At 73.9% G+C, this 21,371-nt stretch carries 22 protein-coding genes; 19 read left to right on the top strand and 3 right to left on the bottom strand.

Annotation, left to right across the window (positions count from 1 at the left end):
• The first annotated feature begins 12 nt into the window (after window positions 1-12).
• From ACIGHB_RS22355 to ACIGHB_RS22325, 7 genes are all read left to right on the top strand, one after another.
• Window positions 13-1,101 (top strand): nitronate monooxygenase, encoded by a 1,089-nt coding sequence (locus ACIGHB_RS22355; RefSeq protein WP_360307444.1) that lies wholly within the window; start codon window positions 13-15, stop codon window positions 1,099-1,101.
• Window positions 1,098-1,841 (top strand): 16S rRNA (uracil(1498)-N(3))-methyltransferase, encoded by a 744-nt coding sequence (locus tag ACIGHB_RS22350; protein ID WP_399915345.1) that lies wholly within the window; start codon window positions 1,098-1,100, stop codon window positions 1,839-1,841. Before ACIGHB_RS22355 ends, ACIGHB_RS22350 begins: the two co-directional genes overlap by 4 nt.
• Before the next feature lie 166 nt (window positions 1,842-2,007).
• Complete coding sequence (locus ACIGHB_RS22345) at window positions 2,008-3,318, top strand: AAA family ATPase (protein WP_399915343.1); 1,311 nt, start codon at window positions 2,008-2,010, stop codon at window positions 3,316-3,318.
• Window positions 3,315-4,451 carry a tetratricopeptide repeat protein gene (locus ACIGHB_RS22340; protein ID WP_399915341.1) on the top strand — a complete coding sequence of 379 codons (1,137 nt, stop codon included), beginning with the start codon at window positions 3,315-3,317 and terminating at the stop codon, window positions 4,449-4,451. Before ACIGHB_RS22345 ends, ACIGHB_RS22340 begins: the two co-directional genes overlap by 4 nt.
• Before the next feature lie 59 nt (window positions 4,452-4,510).
• The gene (locus ACIGHB_RS22335; RefSeq protein ID WP_360307456.1) at window positions 4,511-4,870 is read left to right on the top strand and encodes a histidine triad nucleotide-binding protein; all 360 of its coding nucleotides are present in this window, start codon (window positions 4,511-4,513) and stop codon (window positions 4,868-4,870) included.
• Between the two features lie 4 nt (window positions 4,871-4,874).
• Entirely contained in the window at window positions 4,875-5,777 is a 903-nt protein-coding gene (locus ACIGHB_RS22330; RefSeq protein ID WP_360307459.1) for a ribonuclease Z, read from the top strand.
• 10 nt (window positions 5,778-5,787) lie between these two features.
• A complete protein-coding gene (locus ACIGHB_RS22325) occupies window positions 5,788-6,783 on the top strand; it encodes an adenosine deaminase (RefSeq protein WP_399915339.1) in 996 nt (331 codons plus the stop codon).
• Window positions 6,784-6,786: 3 nt separating this feature from the next.
• Here ACIGHB_RS22325 and ACIGHB_RS22320 read toward each other — a convergent pair whose 3' ends face one another.
• Window positions 6,787-8,124: an MFS transporter gene (locus tag ACIGHB_RS22320; protein ID WP_399915337.1), complete on the bottom strand. Its 1,338-nt coding sequence runs from the start codon at window positions 8,122-8,124 to the stop codon at window positions 6,787-6,789.
• A gap of 387 nt (window positions 8,125-8,511) precedes the next feature.
• On the opposite strand from ACIGHB_RS22320, the gene ACIGHB_RS22315 reads away from it, so the two are divergent.
• The 5 genes from ACIGHB_RS22315 (at window position 8,512) to ACIGHB_RS22295 (ending at window position 12,935) form a co-directional block, all read left to right on the top strand.
• The gene (locus ACIGHB_RS22315) at window positions 8,512-9,576 is read left to right on the top strand and encodes a PfkB family carbohydrate kinase (protein WP_399915645.1); all 1,065 of its coding nucleotides are present in this window, start codon (window positions 8,512-8,514) and stop codon (window positions 9,574-9,576) included.
• A 141-nt stretch (window positions 9,577-9,717) separates the two neighbouring features.
• Entirely contained in the window at window positions 9,718-10,755 is a 1,038-nt protein-coding gene (locus tag ACIGHB_RS22310; protein ID WP_399915335.1) for a PhoH family protein, read from the top strand.
• A gap of 11 nt (window positions 10,756-10,766) precedes the next feature.
• Window positions 10,767-11,264, top strand: coding sequence for an rRNA maturation RNase YbeY (gene ybeY, locus ACIGHB_RS22305; RefSeq protein ID WP_360307470.1), 498 nt, complete (start codon window positions 10,767-10,769; stop codon window positions 11,262-11,264).
• A gap of 13 nt (window positions 11,265-11,277) precedes the next feature.
• Window positions 11,278-12,585: a hemolysin family protein gene (locus tag ACIGHB_RS22300; protein ID WP_399915333.1), complete on the top strand. Its 1,308-nt coding sequence runs from the start codon at window positions 11,278-11,280 to the stop codon at window positions 12,583-12,585.
• A complete protein-coding gene (locus ACIGHB_RS22295; protein WP_360307476.1) occupies window positions 12,582-12,935 on the top strand; it encodes an MmcQ/YjbR family DNA-binding protein in 354 nt (117 codons plus the stop codon). Before ACIGHB_RS22300 ends, ACIGHB_RS22295 begins: the two co-directional genes overlap by 4 nt.
• Window positions 12,936-12,964: 29 nt before the next feature.
• On the opposite strand, the gene ACIGHB_RS22290 is transcribed toward ACIGHB_RS22295, so the two are convergent.
• Window positions 12,965-14,362, bottom strand: a complete 1,398-nt coding sequence (locus ACIGHB_RS22290; protein ID WP_360307479.1) for an MFS transporter — start codon at window positions 14,360-14,362, stop codon at window positions 12,965-12,967.
• A gap of 91 nt (window positions 14,363-14,453) precedes the next feature.
• Between ACIGHB_RS22290 and ACIGHB_RS22285 the strand changes: the two genes are divergently transcribed.
• From ACIGHB_RS22285 to ACIGHB_RS22255, 7 genes are all read left to right on the top strand, one after another.
• Window positions 14,454-15,338: a helix-turn-helix transcriptional regulator gene (locus ACIGHB_RS22285; protein WP_360307482.1), complete on the top strand. Its 885-nt coding sequence runs from the start codon at window positions 14,454-14,456 to the stop codon at window positions 15,336-15,338.
• Window positions 15,339-15,384: 46 nt separating this feature from the next.
• A complete protein-coding gene (locus ACIGHB_RS22280; RefSeq protein WP_360307485.1) occupies window positions 15,385-15,747 on the top strand; it encodes a cytidine deaminase in 363 nt (120 codons plus the stop codon).
• A gap of 199 nt (window positions 15,748-15,946) precedes the next feature.
• The gene (locus ACIGHB_RS22275) at window positions 15,947-16,429 is read left to right on the top strand and encodes a hypothetical protein (protein WP_360307488.1); all 483 of its coding nucleotides are present in this window, start codon (window positions 15,947-15,949) and stop codon (window positions 16,427-16,429) included.
• Between the two features lie 201 nt (window positions 16,430-16,630).
• Window positions 16,631-17,968: a beta-xylosidase gene (locus tag ACIGHB_RS22270; RefSeq protein WP_360307491.1), complete on the top strand. Its 1,338-nt coding sequence runs from the start codon at window positions 16,631-16,633 to the stop codon at window positions 17,966-17,968.
• Between the two features lie 119 nt (window positions 17,969-18,087).
• The gene (locus tag ACIGHB_RS22265) at window positions 18,088-19,032 is read left to right on the top strand and encodes a DUF916 domain-containing protein (protein WP_360307494.1); all 945 of its coding nucleotides are present in this window, start codon (window positions 18,088-18,090) and stop codon (window positions 19,030-19,032) included.
• A gap of 29 nt (window positions 19,033-19,061) precedes the next feature.
• On the top strand, window positions 19,062-20,021 hold the full coding sequence (gene era, locus ACIGHB_RS22260) for a GTPase Era (protein ID WP_399915329.1): 960 nt from the start codon (window positions 19,062-19,064) through the stop codon (window positions 20,019-20,021).
• 263 nt (window positions 20,022-20,284) lie between these two features.
• The gene (locus ACIGHB_RS22255) at window positions 20,285-21,100 is read left to right on the top strand and encodes a hypothetical protein (RefSeq protein ID WP_399915327.1); all 816 of its coding nucleotides are present in this window, start codon (window positions 20,285-20,287) and stop codon (window positions 21,098-21,100) included.
• A 4-nt stretch (window positions 21,101-21,104) separates the two neighbouring features.
• Here ACIGHB_RS22255 and ACIGHB_RS22250 read toward each other — a convergent pair whose 3' ends face one another.
• Window positions 21,105-21,353, bottom strand: a complete 249-nt coding sequence (locus ACIGHB_RS22250; RefSeq protein ID WP_360307503.1) for a protealysin inhibitor emfourin — start codon at window positions 21,351-21,353, stop codon at window positions 21,105-21,107.
• Window positions 21,354-21,371 lie beyond the last annotated feature (18 nt).

Genomic DNA, 21,371 nt, shown 5'->3' with positions numbered 1-21,371 from the left:
CACGATGCCCATATGTCCACCACCGCGCTGAACGATCTCTTCCGGTACCCGATCGTGCAGGCCCCCATGGCGGGTGGCGCTTCCGGTCCGGCACTCGTCGGAGCCGTCGGCGAGGCCGGTGCGCTCGGCTTCCTCGCCGCCGGGTACAAGACGGCCGGCAGCCTCTACCAGGAGATCAAGCAGGTGCGCGGGCTGACCGGACAGCCCTTCGGCGTCAACGTCTTCATGCCCCAGACCGGCCCCACCGTCGACCCCGCGGCCGTCGAGGTCTACCGCCACCAGCTCGCCGGGGAGGCCGGCTGGTACGAGACGCAGCTCGGCGAGACCGACGACTGCCGCGACGACGGGTACGAGTCCAAGCTGGCGATCCTCCTGGAGGACCCGGTCCCCGTCGTCTCCTTCACCTTCGGCTGCCCGAAGCCCGAGACCTTCCAGGCGTTCGCCCGCGCCGGCACGTACACGATCGTCACCGTCACCTCCGCGGAGGAGGCCCGTACGGCCCAGGCGGCCGGCGCCGACGCGCTGTGCGTCCAGGGCGTCGAGGCGGGCGGCCACCAGGGCTCGTACCGCGACGACCCGGCCGAGGAGCAGCCGGGCACCGGGCTCCTCGCCCTCCTCACCCTGGTCCGGGAGGCCACCGCGCTGCCGCTCGTCGCCGCGGGCGGCCTGATGCGCGGCGCGCAGATCGCCGCGGTCCTCGCCGCGGGGGCCGCCGCCGCCCAGCTCGGCACCGCCTTCCTGGCCTGCCCGGAGTCCGGCGCCCATCCGCTGCACAAGCGGGCCCTGACCGACCCGCTTTTCAACCGCACCGCCCTCACCCGGGCGTTCTCCGGCCGGCCGGCCCGCGGGCTCGTGAACCGCTTCATGCGCGAGCACGGCCCGTACGCCCCCGCCGGCTATCCCGAGATCCATCACCTCACCGCCCCGCTGCGGAAGGCCGCCGCCACCGCGGGCGACGCCCAGGGCATGGCCCTGTGGGCGGGCCAGGGCCACCGGCTGGCCCGCGAGCTGCCCGCGGGGGAACTCGTCGAGGTGCTCGCCGCCGAACTCGACACCGCCCTCACCGAACTCGCCGATCCGGCCCCCAGGAGTGCCTCATGACCGCCCCCGTCTTCGTCGTCGACGCCGTGCCCGGCGCCGGCACCTTCGTCCTGGAGGGCCCCGAGGGGCGGCACGCCGTCTCCGTGAAGCGGCTCCAGGCGGGCGAGGAACTCGTCCTGACCGACGGCCGGGGCCGCTGGGCGCGGTGCGTGGCGCGGGAGGCCGAGGGCAAGGACCGGCTGACCGTGGAGGTGACGGCGGACCACGAGGACCCGGAGGAGCAGCCCCGGATCACCGTCGTCCAGGCCCTCCCCAAGGGCGACCGCGGCGAGCTCGCCGTCGAGACCATGACCGAGACCGGCGTCGACGCGATCGTGCCGTGGGCGGCCTCCCGCTGCATCACCCAGTGGCGCGGCGACCGCGGCCTGAAGGCGCTCGCCAAGTGGCGCTCCACCGCCCGCGAGGCCGGGAAGCAGTCACGCCGCACCCGCTTCCCCGAGGTCGCCGACCTCATGACCACCAAGCAGGTCGCCGCGCTCCTCGCCACCGCCGACCTCGCGGTCGTGCTGCACGAGGACCGGGAGCACCCCAGCGGCGCCCTCGCCGCCGCCGACCTCCCCGCCACCGGTTCGATCGTGCTCGTGGTCGGGCCCGAGGGCGGGGTCTCCCCGGAGGAGCTGGCAGCCTTCGAGGCGGCCGGGGCGAAGCCGTACCGGCTCGGCCGCAGCGTTCTGCGCACCTCCACGGCGGGCACGGCGGCCACCGCCCTCGTCCTGGGCCGCACGGGCCGCTGGGGCTGACCCGGCGCGGTTGTCTGGAGGGCGGGTCCGGTCGTCCCCCGTGGGTCCGGTCGTCCACAGGGCGGGGCGGGGGAGGTTGTCCACAGGGGGCGGCGGTGGGGGAGGTTGTCCACAGAGTGGGGGACCCGCTGTCCAAGCGTCCCGGGTCTTTTCTAGGCTGACCCGTATGGCCGACGAGTCCCCTCTCCTCCGCAGTCTGCGCGCCGCGATCGCCGCCGCGCCCGGCGACGTGCCCCTGCGCCTCCACTTCGCCGAACTCCTCCTCGCGGAGGGGCGGAACGACGAGGCCGTCACGGAGGCCGCCGTCGCGCTCCAGCACGCGCCGGGGGACGCCGACGCGCGGGCGCTGATGGTCCGCGCCATGGGCCTGCCGCAGCCCGCACCCGCGCCGGAGCCGTCACCAGCGCCGGCACCCGCGCCGGAACCCGCGCCCGCGCCGGAGCCCCCTCGGGCTCCGGAGACGCCGGCCGCGCCGAAGCCGTCCTTCGACTGGGCCGCCGCCGAGGAGCAGGTGTCGGACCTGGTCGGGCCGCGGTTCCTGGAGGAGCCGCAGGCCGAGGGCGGGGACGGGCTCGCCGGGGACGCCGCCGCCTGGGACGTGGACGCCCCCGGTGCCGTGCGCCTCGCCGACGTCGGCGGCATGACGGACGTCAAGGAGCGCCTCGAAGCCGCCTTCCTGGCCCCCATGCGCAACCCCGAACTCCGGCGCCTCTACGGCAAGTCGCTCCGCGGCGGACTCCTCCTCTACGGTCCTCCCGGCTGCGGCAAGACCTTCATCGCCCGAGCCGTCGCCGGCGAACTCGGCGCGAACTTCCTCACCGTCTCGCTCTCCGACGTCCTCGACATGTGGATCGGGGCCTCCGAGAAGAACATCCACGACATCTTCGAGACCGCCCGCCGCCAGGCCCCCTGCGTCGTCTTCCTCGACGAGCTGGACGCCCTCGGCGGCAAGCGCTCCCGCACCCACAACAACGGCCTGCGCAACGTCGTCAACCAGCTCCTCACCGAGCTCGACGGCATCGCCTCCGGCGCGGGCAACGAGGGCGTCTTCGTCCTCGCCGCCACCAACGTGCCCTGGGACGTCGACCTCGCCCTGCGCCGCCCCGGCCGCCTCGACCGCACCCTGCTCGTCCTCCCGCCGGACGCCCCCGCCCGCGAGGCGATCCTCCGCTACCACCTGCGCGACAGGCCCATCGAGGCCGTCGACCTCGGCAAGCTCGTCAAGGTCACCGAGGACTTCTCCGGAGCCGACCTCGCCCACCTGTGCGAGACCGCCGCCGAGGCCGCCCTCCTCGACTCCGCGCGCACCGGCTCCGTCCGGCTCATCACCACCAAGGACCTGCTCGCCGCCGCCAAGCAGCTCCGGCCCTCCACCGAACCCTGGTTCGCCTCCGCCCGGAACGTCGCCATGTTCGCCAACGAGGGCGGTCTCTACGACGACCTCCTCGCCTACCTGAAGCGGAAGCGCAAGCTGTGACGACCCCCGGCACGCCCGCCACCCCCGCCACGCCGTCCGCGCCCTCCGCGCTCGCCCGCGCCGAGGCGCTGTACGAGGCCGGCCGCTACGAGCAGGCCGGGGAGCTCGCCGCCCGGCACCTCGCCGGCGACCCCGAGGACGCCGACGCCCTCACCCTGCTCGCCCGCTGCCAGCACCGGGCGGGCGACCACCCCGCCGCCCTCGCCGCCGTCGAGCAGGCCCTGCGCGCCGAGCCCGAGCTGGTCATGGCGCACCTGATGCGCACCCAGATCCTGCTCGCCCTCAAGCGGTACGGCGACGCCGAGGCCGCCGCCCACCGCACCGTTCAGCTCGCCCCGGACTTCTGGGGCAGCCACTACGCGCTCGGCACCGCGCTCGCCGAGACCGCCGAGGCCGGCGGCGGCCGGGACAAGGCCCGCCGCGCCGCCGCCTACGAGGCCGCGAGAACCGCCGTCGCCCTCGGCCCCGAGGAGGACGCCGCCCACTTCCTCGTCGGCCTCACCGCCCAGCGGCGCGGCGACCACACCACCGCCCGGCGGGCGTACGAGACGACCCTGCGCCTCAACCCGCAGAGCAGCGAGGCCCACAACAACCTCTCCCTGCTGAGACTGCGCCGCCGCTGGTTCCGGCGCGGAGCCTGGACCCAGGCCGCCGAGGGCTTCGTCGCCTCCGCCGCGCTCGACCTCGACGACCGCAAGGCCCGCTACAACCTGGAGGCGATGGCCTGGGGCACCGCCGCCGGAGCCCGCTGGGTCGCCCTGCTCGGCTTCCTCGCCTCCACGCTCGGCTCCGCCCCGGTCCGCACCGGGGCGACCGGCGCCGACGCGATCGTGCCCTTCCTCGTCGGGGCCACCGTGCTCCTCGGCGCCTGGGCCGGCTGGGCCGTGTGGATGGCCCGCCGGGTCCCGCCGCGACTGCGCCGCCCGCTGCTGCTCGTCGCCCGCAACTGCCGGCCGGTGCTCGCGATGGCCGCCGCCGTCGGACTCCTCGGCCTGTACTCGGCCGTCACCATGGCGCTGTGGACCTTCGACGCGGGAGTGGTCGGGGCGCTCGGGGCGCCGCTGTTCTGGGCCGTCGTCATCACGTACTGGGTGAGCCGCTCGGCCCTCAACCGCCGGATGCCCAGAGACTGACCGGACCCGCCGGATAGCATGCGCACGTACTGACCACCGAGGGCGAGGAGGCCCGCAGCATGGCCGGAGAGCCGCAGAGCGACTGCCTGTTCTGCAAGATCGTGGCGGGGGAGGTGCCGGCGACGCTCGTGCGCGAGACCGAGACCACGCTGGCCTTCCGCGACATCAACCCGCAGGCGCCCACCCACGTGCTCGTCATCCCGCGCCTGCACTACCCGGACGCCGCCTCGCTCGCCGCCGCCGCGCCGAGCGTCGCCGCCGACGTGCTGCGCGAGGCCGGCGAGGTCGCCGAGCAGGAGAAGGTGGACGGCAGCGGCTACCGGATCATCCTCAACACCGGTGCGGGCGCGGGCCAGACCGTCTTCCACGCGCACGCGCACGTGCTCGGCGGCCGCGGCCTCAACTGGCCCCCCGGATAACCACGTGTCCGTCCGCGAACTGGTCGTCCTCGGCACCGCCAGCCAGGTCCCGACCCGCCACCGCAACCACAACGGCTATCTGCTGCGCTGGGACGGCCACGGCCTCCTCTTCGACCCCGGAGAGGGCACCCAGCGGCAGATGCTGCGGGCCGGGGTCGCCGCGCACGACCTGAACCGGATCTGCGTCACGCACTTCCACGGCGACCACTCGCTGGGCCTGGCCGGGGTGATCCAGCGGATCAACCTCGACCAGGTCCCGCACCAGGTCACCGCCCACTTCCCGGCGAGCGGCCGGCACTTCTTCGAACGGCTGCGGTACGCCACCGCCTACCGCGAGTCCGTCGAACTGACCGAGGCGCCGGTCGCGGACGACGGCGTGCTCGCCGTCACCGAGGCGTTCACCCTGGAGGCCCGCCGGCTCTCCCACCCCGTCGAGTCCTTCGGCTACCGGCTCGTCGAGCCCGACGGGCGCCGGCTGCTCCCCGAGCGGCTCGCCGCCCACGGCATCGCGGGACCGGACGTCGGCCGCATCCAGCGCGAGGGCAGCCTCGGCGGCGTGGGTCTGGACGAGGTGAGCGAGGTCCGGCGCGGACAGCGCTTCGCCTTCGTCATGGACACCCGCCTCTGCGACGGCGTGCACGCCCTCGCGGAGGGCGCCGACATGCTGGTCATCGAGTCGACCTTCCTCGACGAGGACGTCCGGCTCGCCGAGGACCACGGACACCTGACCGCCGGACAGGCCGCCGCCGTCGCCCGCGAGGCGGGCGTCCGGCACCTCGTCCTCACCCACTTCTCGCAGCGCTACTCCGACCCGTCGGAGTTCGAACGGCAGGCCCGCGCCGCCGGATTCGAGGGCGAGCTGAGCATTGCCCAGGACCTCATGAGGGTCCCCGTACCGAAGAGATAGAGCACCACCCATGCCCCTCCCCAAGGCCGAGCTCCACCTGCACATCGAAGGCACCCTCGAACCCGAGCTGGCCTTCGCGCTCGCCGCCCGCAACGGCGTCACCCTGCCGTACGCGGACACCGAGGAGCTGCGCGCGGCCTACCGCTTCGGCGACCTCCAGTCCTTCCTGGACCTCTACTACGCCCTGACGGCGGTCCTGCGCACCCCCGAGGACTTCACCGCGCTCGCCGACGCCTACCTGGAGCGGGCCGCCGCGCAGGGCGTCCGGCACGCCGAGATCTTCTTCGACCCGCAGGCGCACACGGCGCGGGGCGTCCCCTTCGCCGCCGTCATCGAGGGCCTCGGCGCCTCCCTCGACCGCTCCGAGGAGCGGTACGGGATCTCCACCCGGCTCCTCATGTGCTTCCTGCGCGACGAGTCCGCCGAGTCGGCGCTCGCCACGCTGGAGTCCGCCAGGCCGTACCTGGACCGGATCACCGGAGTCGGCCTCGACTCCGCGGAGGCCGGGAACCCGCCGGCCAAGTTCCGCGCCGTGTACGAGGAGGCGGCCCGGCTCGGTCTGCGGCGCGTCGCGCACGCCGGCGAGGAGGGCCCGGCGGCGTACGTCCGCGAGGCGCTGGACGTCCTCGGCGTGGAGCGGATCGACCACGGGCTGCGGTGCATGGAGGACCCGGAGCTGGTCGCGCGCCTGGTCCGCGAGCGGATCCCGCTCACGCTCTGCCCGCTGTCGAACGTGCGGCTCCGGGTCGTCGACACCCTCGCCGACCATCCGCTGCCGGCCATGCTGGACGCCGGCCTCCTGGTCACCGTCAACTCCGACGACCCCGCGTACTTCGGCGGGTACGCCGGTGACAACTACGACGCGGTGCGCGAGGCGCTGTCCCTCGGCCCCGAGCAGCTCCGCACGCTGGCCCGCCAGTCCTTCGAAGCCTCGTTCCTGGAGGACGACGAGCCGCGCAGGGCGCGGTACCTGGCCGAGGTGGAGGCGTACGACTTCCGCGTCTGACCCTCAGCCCCGGCCCGACGGGCGGGCCAGGCGGAAGGCGGAGCGGGTCGGTCGCCGGCGGGCGGGCGCCGGGATCGGGGCGATCTCCTGTTCAGGCGCGCCGACCTGGGGGAGGAGCGCCGTCGTCGTGGGGGCCGTGCCCGCCAGGAACGCCGCGGGCGCGCCGCCCCGGCGGCGGATCGAGCCGGGGACCAGGGGACGGCCCGAGGCGTGCCGCGCCACCGCCGCCATCGGCGCGGCCACCAGGAGGAGCAGCGTGGCGAGGGCCGCGCCCATGCCCGGGTAGCCGGCCGTCTCCGAGAGGACGCTGCCGGCCAGCGGGCCGCAGGCCGTGCCCAGGGAGGACGCGGAGCCGACCAGGACGGCCCAGCGGCCGCGCGGGTCGAGGGAGGCGGCGAGGCCGAGCACGTACGAGAGGACCACCGGGTAGGCGGTGTTCCAGAGGACCTCGCCGGTCGCGAAGGAGGCCAGGCCGCCCGCGGTCGAGCTGAGCAGGACGCAGCCCGCGATCAGGACCGTGCCCACGCCGATCGGCACGGCCCGGCCGAGCCGCGCGCCGAGCGCCCCGGCGGCCGTGACCCCGGCGAGGCCCGCGCCGAGCGCCACCGCGAAGACCGCGCCGACGGTCACCTCGGAGAGCCCGGCCTGCCCGGTGCCGATCCGGCCGCTCACGCCCCAGAGGGCGTTCTGGGCGAGGGACCAGCACAGGACGCAGCCGGCGAGGACGGCCCCGGCCCGGCGGTACGGCAGCGGGGCGGAGGCTTCCGGGGCGGCGGAGCCACTCCGCCACGCGCGCGTGGCGCCCGGCAGCCGGCCCGTCACCGGCCACACCACGAGCGCCGCCGTGGCGAGCGCCAGGAGCGGCAGGGAGTGGCCCCCGCCGAGGCGCGGCAGCGTCAGGTACAGGGCGCCGGCCGTGGCCGAGACCGACAGCAGGCCCAGCGTCGAGGCGCGCTGCGGATCCGGCTGCCCGGCGATCCCCGAGGCGGCCACCGCCGTCGCCGTGCCGGAGCCGAAGCCGCCGAGCACCACCCCGGCGACCACCAGCGGCAGGCTGCCGGTCGAGGCGGCGGAGCCGTACCCCAGGACCATCGCGAGGAGGCCGAGCCGGGCCGCCCGGCGCGGGCCGATCCGCTCCACGCGCGCGGCGAGCGTGAAACCGGCGGAGGCGGAGCCGAGCAGCAGCACCGAACCCACCAGACCGGCCTGGGACGGCCCCAGACCGAGTCCGGCGGCGAGCCGGCCGACGACGGTGGGCAGCAGGTACGGGGCGAGATAACCGGCCGTGAAGAGGGCGACGAGGGCGGCGAGCGCCCCACGGGCGCGCGGGCGCGACGGCATGGGCGGTCCAGGGACTGAACGGGGGAATGAGACGGCGCCCCGGTGATCCACGGGGTCGCGGCACCATGTGTATCAAGCAACCGAATGGGCGGAGAAGGTGCTCTCCCCCGATTCATCCTGTGATACAGGTCACAATCGGTTTGGAGTGGGTGGACCGGGGTAAGAGGCGGCGATTCGTCGCGTCACCGCCGTCACCCCGACCCCATCGGGCACACTGTCGGGATCGGCACCCGGTGCCGATCCCGCCGCACCACGACCGGGGAGTTCGCCGTGACCACAGCCAGCGGAGACCAGCGCGACGAGCGGTACCGAGACCAGCGCGAGGAACGACACGGAGACCGCCTCGACGGGCGTCACGGAGACCGGCTCGACGAGCGGGTCGACCCGCTGGAGACCGTCCGCGAACCCGCCGACCCGTCCTGCGACGTCTTCCTGACCGGCACCGTCTTTCTCGACATCGTCTTCACCGGCCTCGACAGCGCCCCCGTCCGCGGCACCGAGTCCTGGGCCCGCGGCATGGGCTCCAGCCCCGGCGGCGTCGCCAACATGGCCACCGCCCTCGCCCGGCTCGGCCTGCGCACCTCCCTCGCCGCCGCCTTCGGCGACGACCACTACGGCGAGTACTGCTGGGACGCCCTCGAACAGGGCGAGGGCATCGACCTCTCGCTCTCCCGCACCGTCGAGGGCTGGCACTCCCCGGTCACCGTCTCCATGGCCTACGAGGGCGAGCGCACGATGGTCTCCCACGGCCATGAGGCCCCCCACCCCGACGGGGCGGCGATCCACCCGCCGCTCGCCCGCGCGGCCGTCGCCTCCCTCGCCCCCGGCCGCACCGAGGAGTGGGTCGCCCGCGCCGCCGGCGACGGCGCCCGGGTCTTCGCCGACGTCGGCTGGGACGACACCGGCCGCTGGGACCTGGCGGGCCTGACCGACCTGGAGCACTGCGAGGCGTTCCTGCCCAACGCCGCCGAGGCGATGCGCTACACCCGCACCGAGTGCCCCCGCGCCGCCGCCCGCGCGCTCGCCGACAAGGTCCGCTACGCCGTGGTCACCCTCGGCGCCGAGGGCGCCTACGCCGTGGACGGCGCCACCGGCGAGACCGCGGAGGTCCCCGCCATCCGCGTCGAGGCGCTGGACCCCACCGGCGCCGGCGACGTCTTCGTCGCCGGCTTCGTCACCGGCACCCTCGCCGACTGGCCGCTCGCCGACCGGCTCGCCTTCGCCGGCCTCACCGCCGCCCTCTCCGTGCAGGAGTTCGGCGGCTCCCTCTCCGCCCCCACCTGGGCCGAGGTCGCCGCCTGGTGGCAGCACGTCCAGCACGACGACCGCCAGGACCCCGAGGCGCTGCGGGCCCGCTACGCCTTCCTGGAGGACCTCCTCCCCGCCCCGGCCCGGCCCTGGCCGCCCCGCCGTGCGGTCCCCACCATCGGCTTCCGGGCGGCCGTCCCGTAGGAGACCGCTCGCGGCCCCGTGATCACCGTCCCGTAAACCACTTCGGACACACCGGCGCCAGGTCGTAGGCTTGGGTGCGAGAGGTTGTCGAGCAGCGAGAACCCCGCAGCAGGAGGTATGCGCAGGCCAGAGGGCCGGCCCATGACGCAGACACCCACAGCCCCCAACGGAACGCCGGGCGAGGCCCGCGCCCACTTCGCGGTGCCCGCCAAGCACCCCATGGTGACCGTCCTCGGTTCCGGCGACTCCCTGCTCCGCGTGATCGAGAAGGCGTTCCCCCGCGTGGACATCCACGTCCGGGGCAACGAGGTCAGCGCGGTCGGCGACGCCGCCGAAGTGACCCTCGTCCAGCGCCTGTTCGACGAGATGATGCTGGTGCTCCGCACCGGACAGCCGATGACGGAGGACGCAGTGGAACGCTCCATCGCCATGCTCAAGGCGAGCGAGAACGGCGAAGGCGCCGACGAGACCCCGGCCGAGGTGCTCACCCAGAACATCCTCTCCAGCCGCGGCCGCACCATCCGCCCCAAGACGCTCAACCAGAAGCGGTACGTCGACGCCATCGACAAGCACACCATCGTCTTCGGCATCGGCCCCGCCGGCACCGGCAAGACCTACCTGGCGATGGCCAAGGCGGTCCAGGCCCTGCAGTCCAAGCAGGTCACCCGGATCATCCTGACCCGCCCGGCGGTCGAGGCCGGCGAGCGCCTCGGCTTCCTGCCCGGCACGCTCTACGAGAAGATCGACCCGTACCTGCGCCCGCTCTACGACGCCCTGCACGACATGCTCGACCCCGACTCCATCCCCAAGCTGATGGCGAGCGGGACGATCGAGGTCGCGCCGCTGGCGTACATGCGCGGACGCACGCTCAACGACGCGTTCATCATCCTCGACGAGGCGCAGAACACGAACCCCGAGCAGATGAAGATGTTCCTCACCCGTCTCGGCTTCGACTCGAAGATCGTCATCACCGGTGACGTCACCCAGGTCGACCTGCCGAACGGGACGAAGAGCGGTCTGCGGCAGGTGCGGGACATCCTCGACGGAGTTCCCGATGTGCACTTCTCGACGCTCACGTCGCACGATGTCGTCCGGCACAAGCTCGTCGGCCGTATCGTCGACGCGTACGAGAAGTACGACAGCGCCAACGAGCAGCGCACCGGCCGCAACGGGAAGTAGAAGCACCGCACATGTCGATCGACGTCAACAACGAGTCCGGCACCGAGGTCGACGAGCAGGCGATCCTGGACATCGCCCGCTACGCCCTGGGCCGCATGCGCATCCACCCGCTCTCCGAGCTCTCGGTGATCGTGGTGGACGCGGACGCGATGGAGCAGCTCCACATCCAGTGGATGGACCTCCCCGGACCGACGGACGTCATGTCCTTCCCGATGGACGAGCTGCGCCCGCCGGTCAAGGACGACGAGGAGCCCCCGCAGGGGCTCCTCGGCGACATCGTGCTCTGCCCCGAGGTGGCCAAGAAGCAGGGCGAGGACGCCGAGACCCGGCACTCCATGGACGAGGAGCTCCAGCTGCTCACCGTCCACGGCGTCCTCCACCTCCTCGGGTACGACCACGAGGAGCCGGACGAGAAGGCCGAGATGTTCGGCCTCCAGGCGGCGATCGTCGACGGCTGGCGCGCCGAGAAGGGCCTGACCGGCCCGTCCCCGGCCCCGACCGTCAACTGAGCCCGCGCGTCCGATGAGCATCCAGCTGATCCTCGGCGCGGTCGCCCTGGTGATCGTCGCCTGGCTCGCCGCCTGCGCCGAGGCCGGACTCGCCCGCGTCTCCAGCTTCCGGGCCGCCGAGGCCGTCCGCTCCGGGCGGCGCGGGGCCGGGAAGCTCTCCCAGGTGGCCGCCGACCCGACCCGCTACCTCAACGTGGCGTTGCTCGTCCGCGTCGCCTGCGAGATGGCGGCCGGCGTCCTCGTCACGTACGCCTGCCTGGAGTACTTCCCCGAGACGTGGGAGGCGCTGCTCGTCGCGATCGGCGTGATGGTCCTGGTCAGCTATGTGGCCGTCGGCGTCTCGCCGCGCACCATCGGCCGCCAGCACCCGCTGAGCACGGCGACCGCCGCCGCGTACGTCCTCGTCCCGCTGGCCCGGATCATGGGCCCGATCCCGCAGCTGCTGATCCTCATCGGCAACGCGCTCACCCCCGGCAAGGGCTTCCGCAAGGGCCCCTTCGCCTCGGAGGCCGAGCTGCGGGCGCTCGTGGACCTCGCCGAGCAGGAGTCGCTGATCGAGGACGACGAGCGCCGCATGGTGCACTCGGTCTTCGAGCTGGGCGACACCCTGGTCCGCGAGGTGATGGTGCCCCGCACCGACCTGATCTGCATCGAGCGGTACAAGACCGTCCGGCAGGCCCTCACCCTGGCGCTGCGCTCCGGCTTCTCCCGCATCCCGGTGACGGGGGAGAACGAGGACGACATCGTCGGGATCGTGTACCTGAAGGACCTGGTCCGCAAGACGCACATCAACCGCGAGGCCGAGGCCGACCTGGTCTCCACCGCGATGCGGGCGGCGGCCTTCGTCCCCGACACCAAGAACGCCGGCGATCTGCTGCGCGAGATGCAGCAGGAGCGCAACCACGTCGCCGTCGTCATCGACGAGTACGGCGGCACGGCCGGCATCGTCACCATCGAGGACATCCTGGAGGAGATCGTCGGCGAGATCACCGACGAGTACGACCGGGAGCTGCCGCCGGTCCAGGAGCTCGGCGACGACCGCCACCGGGTCACCGCCCGGCTCGACATCGGCGACCTGGGCGAGCTGTACGGCTTCGGCCCGGACGAGTTCGACGACGAGGACGTGGAGACGGTCGGCGGTCTGCTGGCCAAGGCCCTCGGCAGGGTCCCGATCTCCGGCGCCTCGGCCCCCGTCACCCTGCCGGACGGGCGGGAGCTGCGGCTGACCGCCGAGGCCCCGGCCGGCCGCCGGAACAAGATCGTCACCGTGCTCGTGGAGCCGGTCGTCCCGGCCGGCGCGGAGGGAGGGGAACCGGAGTGACCCCGGAACAGCTGCGCGCCTTCTGCCTGGAGTTCAACGACGCCACCGAGGAGTTCCCCTTCGGGCCCGACACCTCGGTCTTCAAGGTGGCGGGGAAGCTGTTCGCCCTGTCCTGGCTGGACGGCGAGCCGCTGCGGGTCAATCTGAAGTGCGATCCGGAGGACGCCGTACGGCTCCGCGAGGAGCATCCGGCGATCACCCCCGGCTACCACATGAACAAGCGGCACTGGAACACGGTCGAGGTGGCGGGGCTCCCGGACCGGATGGTCCGGGAGCTCGTCGAGGACTCGTACGACCTGGTCGTCGCGGGTCTGCCGAAGGCGGTACGGCTCCGGCTCGACCGGCCGTAGCTCACCGGCCGTGGCTCACCGGCCGTGGCTCACCGGGCGCGGCGCAGGCCCACGGCGACCAGGACCGCCGCGCCCAGCACGATCGCCGCGTCCAGGGCGATGACCGTGCGCACCCCGTCGTAGAGGCCGGTCCCGGTGGTGGCGAGCACGCCCAGCATCGGGATGCCGACGGTGAGCCCGGCCTGCTGGGTGGTGGTGACCAGACCGGTCGCGAGGCCCTGCTCCTCGTCCCGGACGCCCGAGGTGACCGTCAGGCCGTACGAGATGATCGCGCCGAGGTGGAACATCGAGGCGAGGGTGACGGCGACGGTCGCCACGACCACCCCCGAGCGCTCGCCCACGGCGAGCAGCGCGGCGGTGAGGACCGCCTGTCCGGCGAGGGAGGCGACGAGGGTGCGGCGGGCGCCGAGCCGCCCGATCACCTTCGGCGTGAGGGTGCCCGCGAGGACCGAGAAGGCGCCCTGGATCCCGAAGACGACCCCGGTGGCGAAGGCCGACAGGCCCAGCGTCTCCTGGAGGTACAGGGTCAGGACGAAGACGATCGTCGACATCATCGAGAAGGTGACGAGCCCGCCGATGTTGCCGAAGGCGACGGTGCGGCGGCGCAGCATCGGCAGCGAGACCAGCGGCGCGGGGTGCCGGGACTCGACGATCACGAAGGCGGTCAGCAGGACCAGTGCGCCGGCCAGGGCGACGAGGACGTCGGTGCCGCCGAAGCCGCGCTCGGCGGCGGTGGTCAGGGCGTAGATCAGGGCCAGCAGACCGCCGGTGACGGTGACGGCGCCGGGCACGTCGAGGCGGGGCCGGTCCGGGGTCCGGGACTCGGTGAGCAGGCCCGGGGCGAGCGGCAGCACCAGCAGGGCGAAGACGGCGAGCAGTCCCATGGTGGAGCGCCAGCCGAGGGTCTCGGTCATGACGCCGCCGAGGACCATGCCGACGGTGAAGCCCAGCGACATGAGGGTGCCGGAGATGCCGAGCGCCCGGTCGCGCAGCGGGCCCTCGGGGAAGGAGGTGGTCAGCAGCGACATGCCGGTGGGCACGATCGCGGCGGCGGCCAGGCCCTGGAGGGCGCGGCCGGTGAGGAAGGAGGCGGGGTCCCAGGCGACGGTGGCGAGGACGGAGGCGGCGGCGAAGAGGCCGAGGCCGGCGAGGAAGAGCCGCTTGCGGCCGTACAGGTCGCCGATCCGGCCGAAGAGCAGCAGGAAGCCGCCGGAGGGGAGGGCGAAGGCGGTGACCGCCCACTGGAGGGCGGAGCGGTCGAGGCCCAGGTCGGCGCCGAGGACGGGCAGGGCGACGTTGAGGACGGAGAAGTCGAGCGCCACGATGAACTGGGCGGCGCAGAGCACGAAGAGGACGAGCCGGGCCCGTCCGGTGAGGGTGGGGGACGGGGGCGGGGACACGGACGGGGGAGAGGACACGGTTGCCATGACCGTGACTCTCGTCGGCCGGGAACAACGCCGGGGAGCGGGAACTTATCCTGTTGGCCGCACCACCAGGCGTCCGGGGGAGGAAGCACACGTGGGGACAGCAGTGGAGAGCGCCGGCGGCAAGGCGCACCGGCTGGCGGAGCTGCGCGAGTTCCTGATGAGCCGTCGGGCCCGGGTCACCCCGGCCGAGGCGGGGCTGCCGGCCGGCGGCCGCCGCCGCACGCCGGGGCTGCGCCGCGAGGAGGTCGCGGTCCTCGCCGGGGTCGGGGTGAGCTGGTACCAGTGGCTGGAGCAGGGCCGGGACATCTCGGTCTCCCCGCAGGTGCTCGACGCGGTGGCGCGGGTGCTGAGGCTGAGTCCGGCCGAGCGGCGCCATCTGTACGTGCTCGCGGCGCTCAATCCGCCGGCGCTCGAACCGGCCCCCGAGGACCGGGACATGTGCGACGGGCTGCGGCGGCTGATCGACGCGTGGATGCCGTTCCCCGCGCACATCATGGACGTGTACTGGAACACGGTGCTGTACAACGACGCGGCGGCCTCCGTGCTCGGGATGCGGCCCGATGTCAGCCGGAACTGTCTGATCGACTTCTTCACCGACGAGCGGTACCGGGCGCGGATGCGGGGCTGGGAGGAGCTGGCGCCGAAGGTCGTGGCGCAGTTCCGGTCGGCGTGCTCGGAGTGCCCGGACGACGACGGCTTCCGGGCGGTGGTGGAGGAGGCGAAGGCGGCGAGCGCCGAGTTCGCGGAGCTGTGGGAGCGCCGGGACATCCGGCCGGGCGGCCAGAACCGCAAGGAGATGGACCACCCGGTGGCCGGTCTGCTCGTCATGGAGGCCACCCAGCTGCGGGTGCCGGCCCGGCCGGACCTGGTGATCGTGCTGCACACCCCGATGCCGGAGGCCGGTACGGCCGAGAAGCTGGAGTGGCTGGCCTCCCCGGAGGGCCGGCGGGGGGCGATGCACCCGCTGGCGGGGTGAGCACCCGGCGACGGGCCGGTCCGGTGCGCCGACCTATGCTCGGTCCATGACACTGAGCAGTGAGCACGGCGACCTCGGCCCCGAGGACCTCAAGATCATCACGCTGGCGCGCAGCGCCCGCGCCCGCAACGGTGTGCCCGAGGGTGCGGCGGTACGGGACGAGACCGGCCGCACCTATGTGGCGGGCACGGTGGAGCTGGAGTCGCTGAAGCTGAGCGCCCTGCGGACGGCCGTGGCGATGGCCGTGGCGAGCGGCGCGCAGTCGCTGGAGGCGGCGGCCGTGGTCTCCGCCGCCGAGGCCGCGTCCGACGAGGACCGGGCGGCCGTGCGGGACCTGGGCGGGCCCGGGACGCCGGTGCTGCTGGCGGGGCCCGACGGGCAGCTGCGTTCGGCCGTCACGGCGGGCTGAGCGCCGTACCGGCGACGGGTGGGGTCCGGCCGCGGCCGGACCCTTGCGCGTTTGTGAAGGATCTCCGCGACTTCTCTTGCCTTCCCATGCCGTCTGCGCGTCAATAGGCGGCGGGCGGTCCGACGGACCGTCAGATCTGCGCCATTCCACGCAGCGCCCGCACCCCTGCGTTCGTCATCGGAAGGGGTACGAACTCGCCATGAGAAGAAGCACCATGGGTGCGGCCGGAGCACTCGCCGCGGGACTCGCCGCCGCCTCGCTCGCCTTCGCCCCCACGGCTTCCGCCGCGGTGTCGCCGGGCACGGCGACGGCCACGTACGACTGCGGGATGTGGGGCGGCGGCACCGCCACGCTCACCATGACCCACTCCGGGAGCACGGCCCAGGTCTCGATCACCGCACCCGTCACCACGCCGGTCGCCGTCGGCGCGGACACGATCAGCTCCTCGCTGATCCTGGACAACGCGACGGGCCCGGACCGGACCTTCACCGGCAAGAAGAACCCGGCCATCCCGGCCGGCGGCACCGCGAAGCTCGGCCCGCTGACCGCCACCAACGTGGTGGCCGGCGACAGCCTCAACTCCTACTTCGCCGGCGTCGCCCTCAAGCTGGTCATTTTCGGCGTCACGGTGAACTGCGACGCGGTCACGTCGCAGTCCCCGGGCCCGTTCGTCATCAGCTGATCCACCGCACCCTCCCCGACCGGTGCCGCCGAGGGCGGCACCGGTCTCCGGCGTGTCCACGGACATGCCGGAGAAGTCGCCACATCGACCGATCTTGCCATGACCTGATGGGCCATCAGTCGATGGCTCCCGTCTCCCTTGACTTCTTTCGGCCCCCGGCCGTCAATGGCGCCCTCTCGACCCTCAGGAGGGGGCTTTCACATGGCATTCACCCGAACCCGGGCGGCGGCCCGAAGACGGCGGTGGACCGCCGTCCTCGGCGTCACCGCCCTCGCGTTCGCGGCCGGGGGCGCGCTCGCCGCCCCGGCGCAGGCGACCGGCGCCGGGCAGTCGGTGGAATTCCGCACCCGCTGCGTCCCGCCGCCCATCGCCGGCATCCCGCCCATCGAGGGCACCACCACCGCCGTGATCTCGGTCGACAACGCCAGCCCCAAGGTCGGCGACACGGTCAAGGTGACCTACGCGATCACCAAGCCCGCCGCGTCGAACCCGGTCGACCTCGCGCTCCCGGCGGACATCCTCACCCCCACGGGGAAGGTCGTCCTCGGCGGCGCGCAGACCGGCGCGGTGAACGTCACCGGCCCCAAGAAGAACCCGCCGGTCCCCGGCAAGGGCGCCTTCCCCGGCTTCTCCATGACCGGCACCTTCACGGTCACGAAGGCCGGCGAGATCACCCTCTCGCCCGGTGACTACAACATCCACACCAGCTACATCATGGAGCTGGACACCCCCTGTACGGTGCTGAACCCGCCCGCCCCCGTCTCCCAGACGGTCCGGGCCGGCGACCAGCCCGTGCCCAACGAGCGGACCCTCGAACTCGCCGCCGGCACCGGCGCCCCCGGCGCCCGGGTCACCGTCACCGGCGCCAAGTTCACCCCGCTCACCGAGGTGACCGTGGCCGCCCGCGCCGGGGCCGCGGAGACCGCCGACCGGATGACCGTCACCACCGACAGCGCGGGCGGCTTCGTGGCCCGGCTCAAGGTGAACGACCTCGCCACCACCGGCGTCGTCGCCTACGAGGGCGGCTCCTGGAACGCGGAGAAGGGCGCCGGACCGATCCCGTACCAGGTGATCGACGACACCCCGACCCCGCCGAACAGCCAGAAGATCACCGCCACGGTCACGGCGGGCGAACTGTCCATGACCCAGGCCGGGGACGCCGTCGCGCTCTCCGCGGTCGACTTCGGCCAGGGCGGCGCGGCCACCGGAGCCCTCCAGACGGTGACGGTCAAGGACTTCCGCGGCGGCCCCGCGGGCTGGTCCGTGACCGGCAAGGTCACCGACTTCGCGGGGCCGGGCGGTGCCATCGGCGCCGACCGGCTCAGCTGGACCCCGGCCTGCGTCGCCAAGGAGGGCAGCCCCAGCGCCTGCACGGCCGGCTCCGCCGGACCCGTCGGCGCCGGCGCCACCCTCGCCTCCACGGCGAACGGCACGGTCACCGGCGGCGAGTTCACCGTCGACGCCCAGCTCTCGCTGGACGTCCCGGCGTTCACCGCGCCCGGCAGCTACGCGGGCGTGCTGACGCTGACCCTGTCGTGACCCCGTCCTGACAGCGGCCGTCGGGCCGGCCGGGCGCACCCCCCGGCCGGCCCTTCGCCGCCGCTCCCTTCCTCCCCTCTCCCCTCCGCCCCTCCCACCGCACCCGGGGGTTCCGCACCGTGCGACGCAAGCTGTACGTCCTCCTCCTGAGCGCCGCCCTGCTGCTCCTCGGGGCCCCGGCCGCCCAGGCCGCCGAGAACGGCGAGTGGGCCGTCTACCCGGCCGCCGCCCGCCTCGGCGAACGCCCCTACTACTTCCTCACCGCCGACCCCGGCGCCACCCTCCGCGACAAGGTCACCGTCGCCAACAAGACGGGCGAGCCCCTGACCTTCCGCCTCTACGGCGCCGACGCCTACAACACCGAGCGCGACGGCGGCTTCGCCATCCGCACCCTGAAGGAGCCGCAGACCGGCCCCGGCGCCTGGATCCGGCCCGAGCGCACCACGGTCACCGTCCCGCCGCGCTCCGCCGTCACCGTCCCCTTCACCCTGACCGTCCCCGCCGACGCCGACCCCGGCGACCACCCCGGCGCGGTCGTCGCCCTCGACGAGCGGATCACCCCCGGCGGCGGCGCCGTCGCCATGGGGATCCAGCGGGCCGTCGCCGCCCGCGTCTACCTCAAGGTCAGCGGCCCCGCCGTGCCCGCGCTCGCCGTCGAGGACGTCACCCTGGAGCAGGACCGGCCGGCCGTACCCGGCACCCGGGAGAGCACCGCACTCGTCACGTACACCCTCCACAACCGCGGCAACGTCACCCTCAACCCCAAGGTCGTCCTCACCGCCGAGGGGCTCTTCGGGCGGACCCTGCTCGACCGGGACCTCGCCCACGTGCCGTCCGAGCTGCTGCCCCGGCAGCGGATCCGGCTGACCGAGAAGTGGATCGGCTCGCCGCAGCTCGACTGGGGCGAGGTGACCCTCGTCGCCACCGCCCGGGACGTCCGCGAGAGCGCCGGCGTCTCCTTCCTCGCCCTGCCCTGGCTGGTCGCCTCGGTGCTCGCGCTGGGCGCCGCCGGCGGCCTCACGGGGTGGCGGATCCGGCGCCGCCGGGCCCGGCGGGGGCACTGAGTACGTGACCCGGCCGCTCATCGGGGACAATGGCCCCCATGAGCGTGCGCCGTGATGAGACCGATGAGAACACCGCCCCCCACCGGGCGGGCTTCGCCTGCTTCGTCGGGCGGCCCAACGCGGGCAAGTCCACCCTCACCAACGCTCTGGTCGGACAGAAGGTGGCGATCACCTCCAACCGCCCCCAGACGACCCGGCACACCGTGCGCGGCATCGTGCACCGCCCGGACGCCCAGCTGATCCTGGTGGACACCCCCGGCCTCCACAAGCCGCGCACCCTGCTGGGCGAGCGGCTCAACGACATCGTCCGCACCACCTGGGCCGAGGTCGACGTGATCGGCTTCTGCCTGCCCGCCGACCAGAAGCTCGGCCCCGGCGACCGCTTCATCGCCAAGGAGCTCGCCGAGATCAAGAAGACCCCCAAGGTCGCCATCGTCACCAAGACCGACCTGGTCGACTCCAAGACCCTCGCCGAGCAGCTGATCGCCATCGACCAGCTCGGCAAGGAGCTCGGCATCGAGTGGGCCGAGATCGTCCCGGTCTCGGCCGTCGGCGACAAGCAGGTCCGGCTCGTCGCCGACCTGCTCATCCCGCTCCTCCCGAAGTCCCCGCCGCTCTACCCGGAGGGCGACCTCACGGACGAGCCGGAGCAGGTCATGGTCGCCGAGCTCATCCGCGAGGCCGCGCTCGAAGGCGTACGCGACGAGCTGCCGCACTCCATCGCGGTCGTCGTCGAGGAGATGATCCCGCGCGAGGGGCGCCCCGCCGACCGGCCGCTGCTCGACATCCACGCCAACGTCTACATCGAGCGCCCCAGCCAGAAGGGCATCATCATCGGCCCCAAGGGCAGCCGCCTGAAGGAGGTCGGGATGAAGTCCCGCAAGCACATCGAGGCCCTCCTCGGCACGCCCGTCTTCCTCGACCTGCACGTCAAGGTCGCCAAGGACTGGCAGCGCGACCCCAAGCAGCTCCGCAAGCTCGGCTTCTAGCGGCCGCGCCGGAACCGTCGACTCCCCGGAGGCACCGTGTCAGCATGACGCGGTGACGAAGATCAGCAAGGGGGAGGACCCGCCGGACCCCGGGCGGGCAGGACGGACGGGACAGACCGGCCCGGTCCCGCTGGACCTACCGCCCGGCGGCGTGGGCAAGTCCTCGGGGCCGCGTACGGGTTCGGGTTCCGGTACGGGTACGAGTACTGGTTCGGGTTCGGGTACGGGTTCCGGCTCGGGTACGGCGCCGGGTACGGGTGCGGGTGCGGGTATGGGCGCGAGCGCGTACCCGGACGGCCACAGGCGCGTCCGCGCCCGGCGTCCCCGCGCAGGGCTCCTCCGGGAGCCCGCGCCGCACCGCCCTCCCGGCCGAGGGCCACGGGGCGGGCCCGCTCCTCCCCTCGCCGCCGCCGACGCCCGAGGTGGCCGCCGCCGCGGGGATCCTCGGCGGGGAGTTCGACGACATCGTCTACAGCGGCCGGGGCGACGCCGACTTCACCATGGAGGAGACCCCGCCGCCCGGCTACGTCCTCGTCGACTACGCCTGGACGGGCAGCGGCTACTTCAGCGTGACCTCCATCGACTGGAACGGCAGGGAGGCCGTGGGCTTCCGCGGCACGGTCGCGTCCCGCCGGGTCGAGCGCCACGTCATGTGGTGCGACACCCTGTATCCGCTGCGCTTCCGCGTCGACGGCGGCGCCCGCGCCGCGTGGACGATCGTGATCCGGCCCGTGAGCGCGGCGCGCGAGCTCGGCCAGGGCGCCACCGGGCGGAACTCCGAGGTGCTGCTCCACACCGGGCCCGCCGGCGAGCTGCTCACCCGGCTGACCCCGAGCGGGTCGGACGACATCCTCAGCGTCCGGGGCCACAAGCCGCACCGCCCCGGCGCCCCCGGCCGGTCCCCGGTCACGCTGGCGAGCGACTTCGGCAGGCGCCGCGAGGACGCCCGGGCGCTGCCGGCGGGGCCGCTGCTCGTGGCCGTCGAGCACGCGGACGGCGACTGGTCCCTGGAGGTCGGGGAGCCCCGGGCCCCCGAACCTCCCCGTCGCAGCCTCTGGCGCCGCCTCCTCGGACGCTAGGGCGTCACGCGCCCTCCTTCAGCACCCTCGTCACCAGGGTCCGCTGCGCCTCCGTCAGGTGGGGGTCGGCGCAGCGCACCGTCCGGCCGTCGACGGTGATCTCGTACGAGAAGCCGTCGGGGACCACCCGGGTGGCCTCCGGCCCCGCGAGGGCGGCGGAGGCCAGGGACTCCCACTCGGGGCCCGAGACCTCCACCTCCGCCGTCCGCTCGATGCCCGCGAAACCACCGGTGCGCCGCACTCGAATCCGCATGGGCCCTGTCTACCAGCC

It is taken from the genome of Streptomyces sp. NPDC085460 (assembly GCF_044541975.1).
In the GTDB taxonomy this organism is placed as follows: Bacteria; Actinomycetota; Actinomycetes; order Streptomycetales; family Streptomycetaceae; genus Streptomyces.
This window is presented reverse-complemented; position numbering and strand designations above follow the sequence as displayed.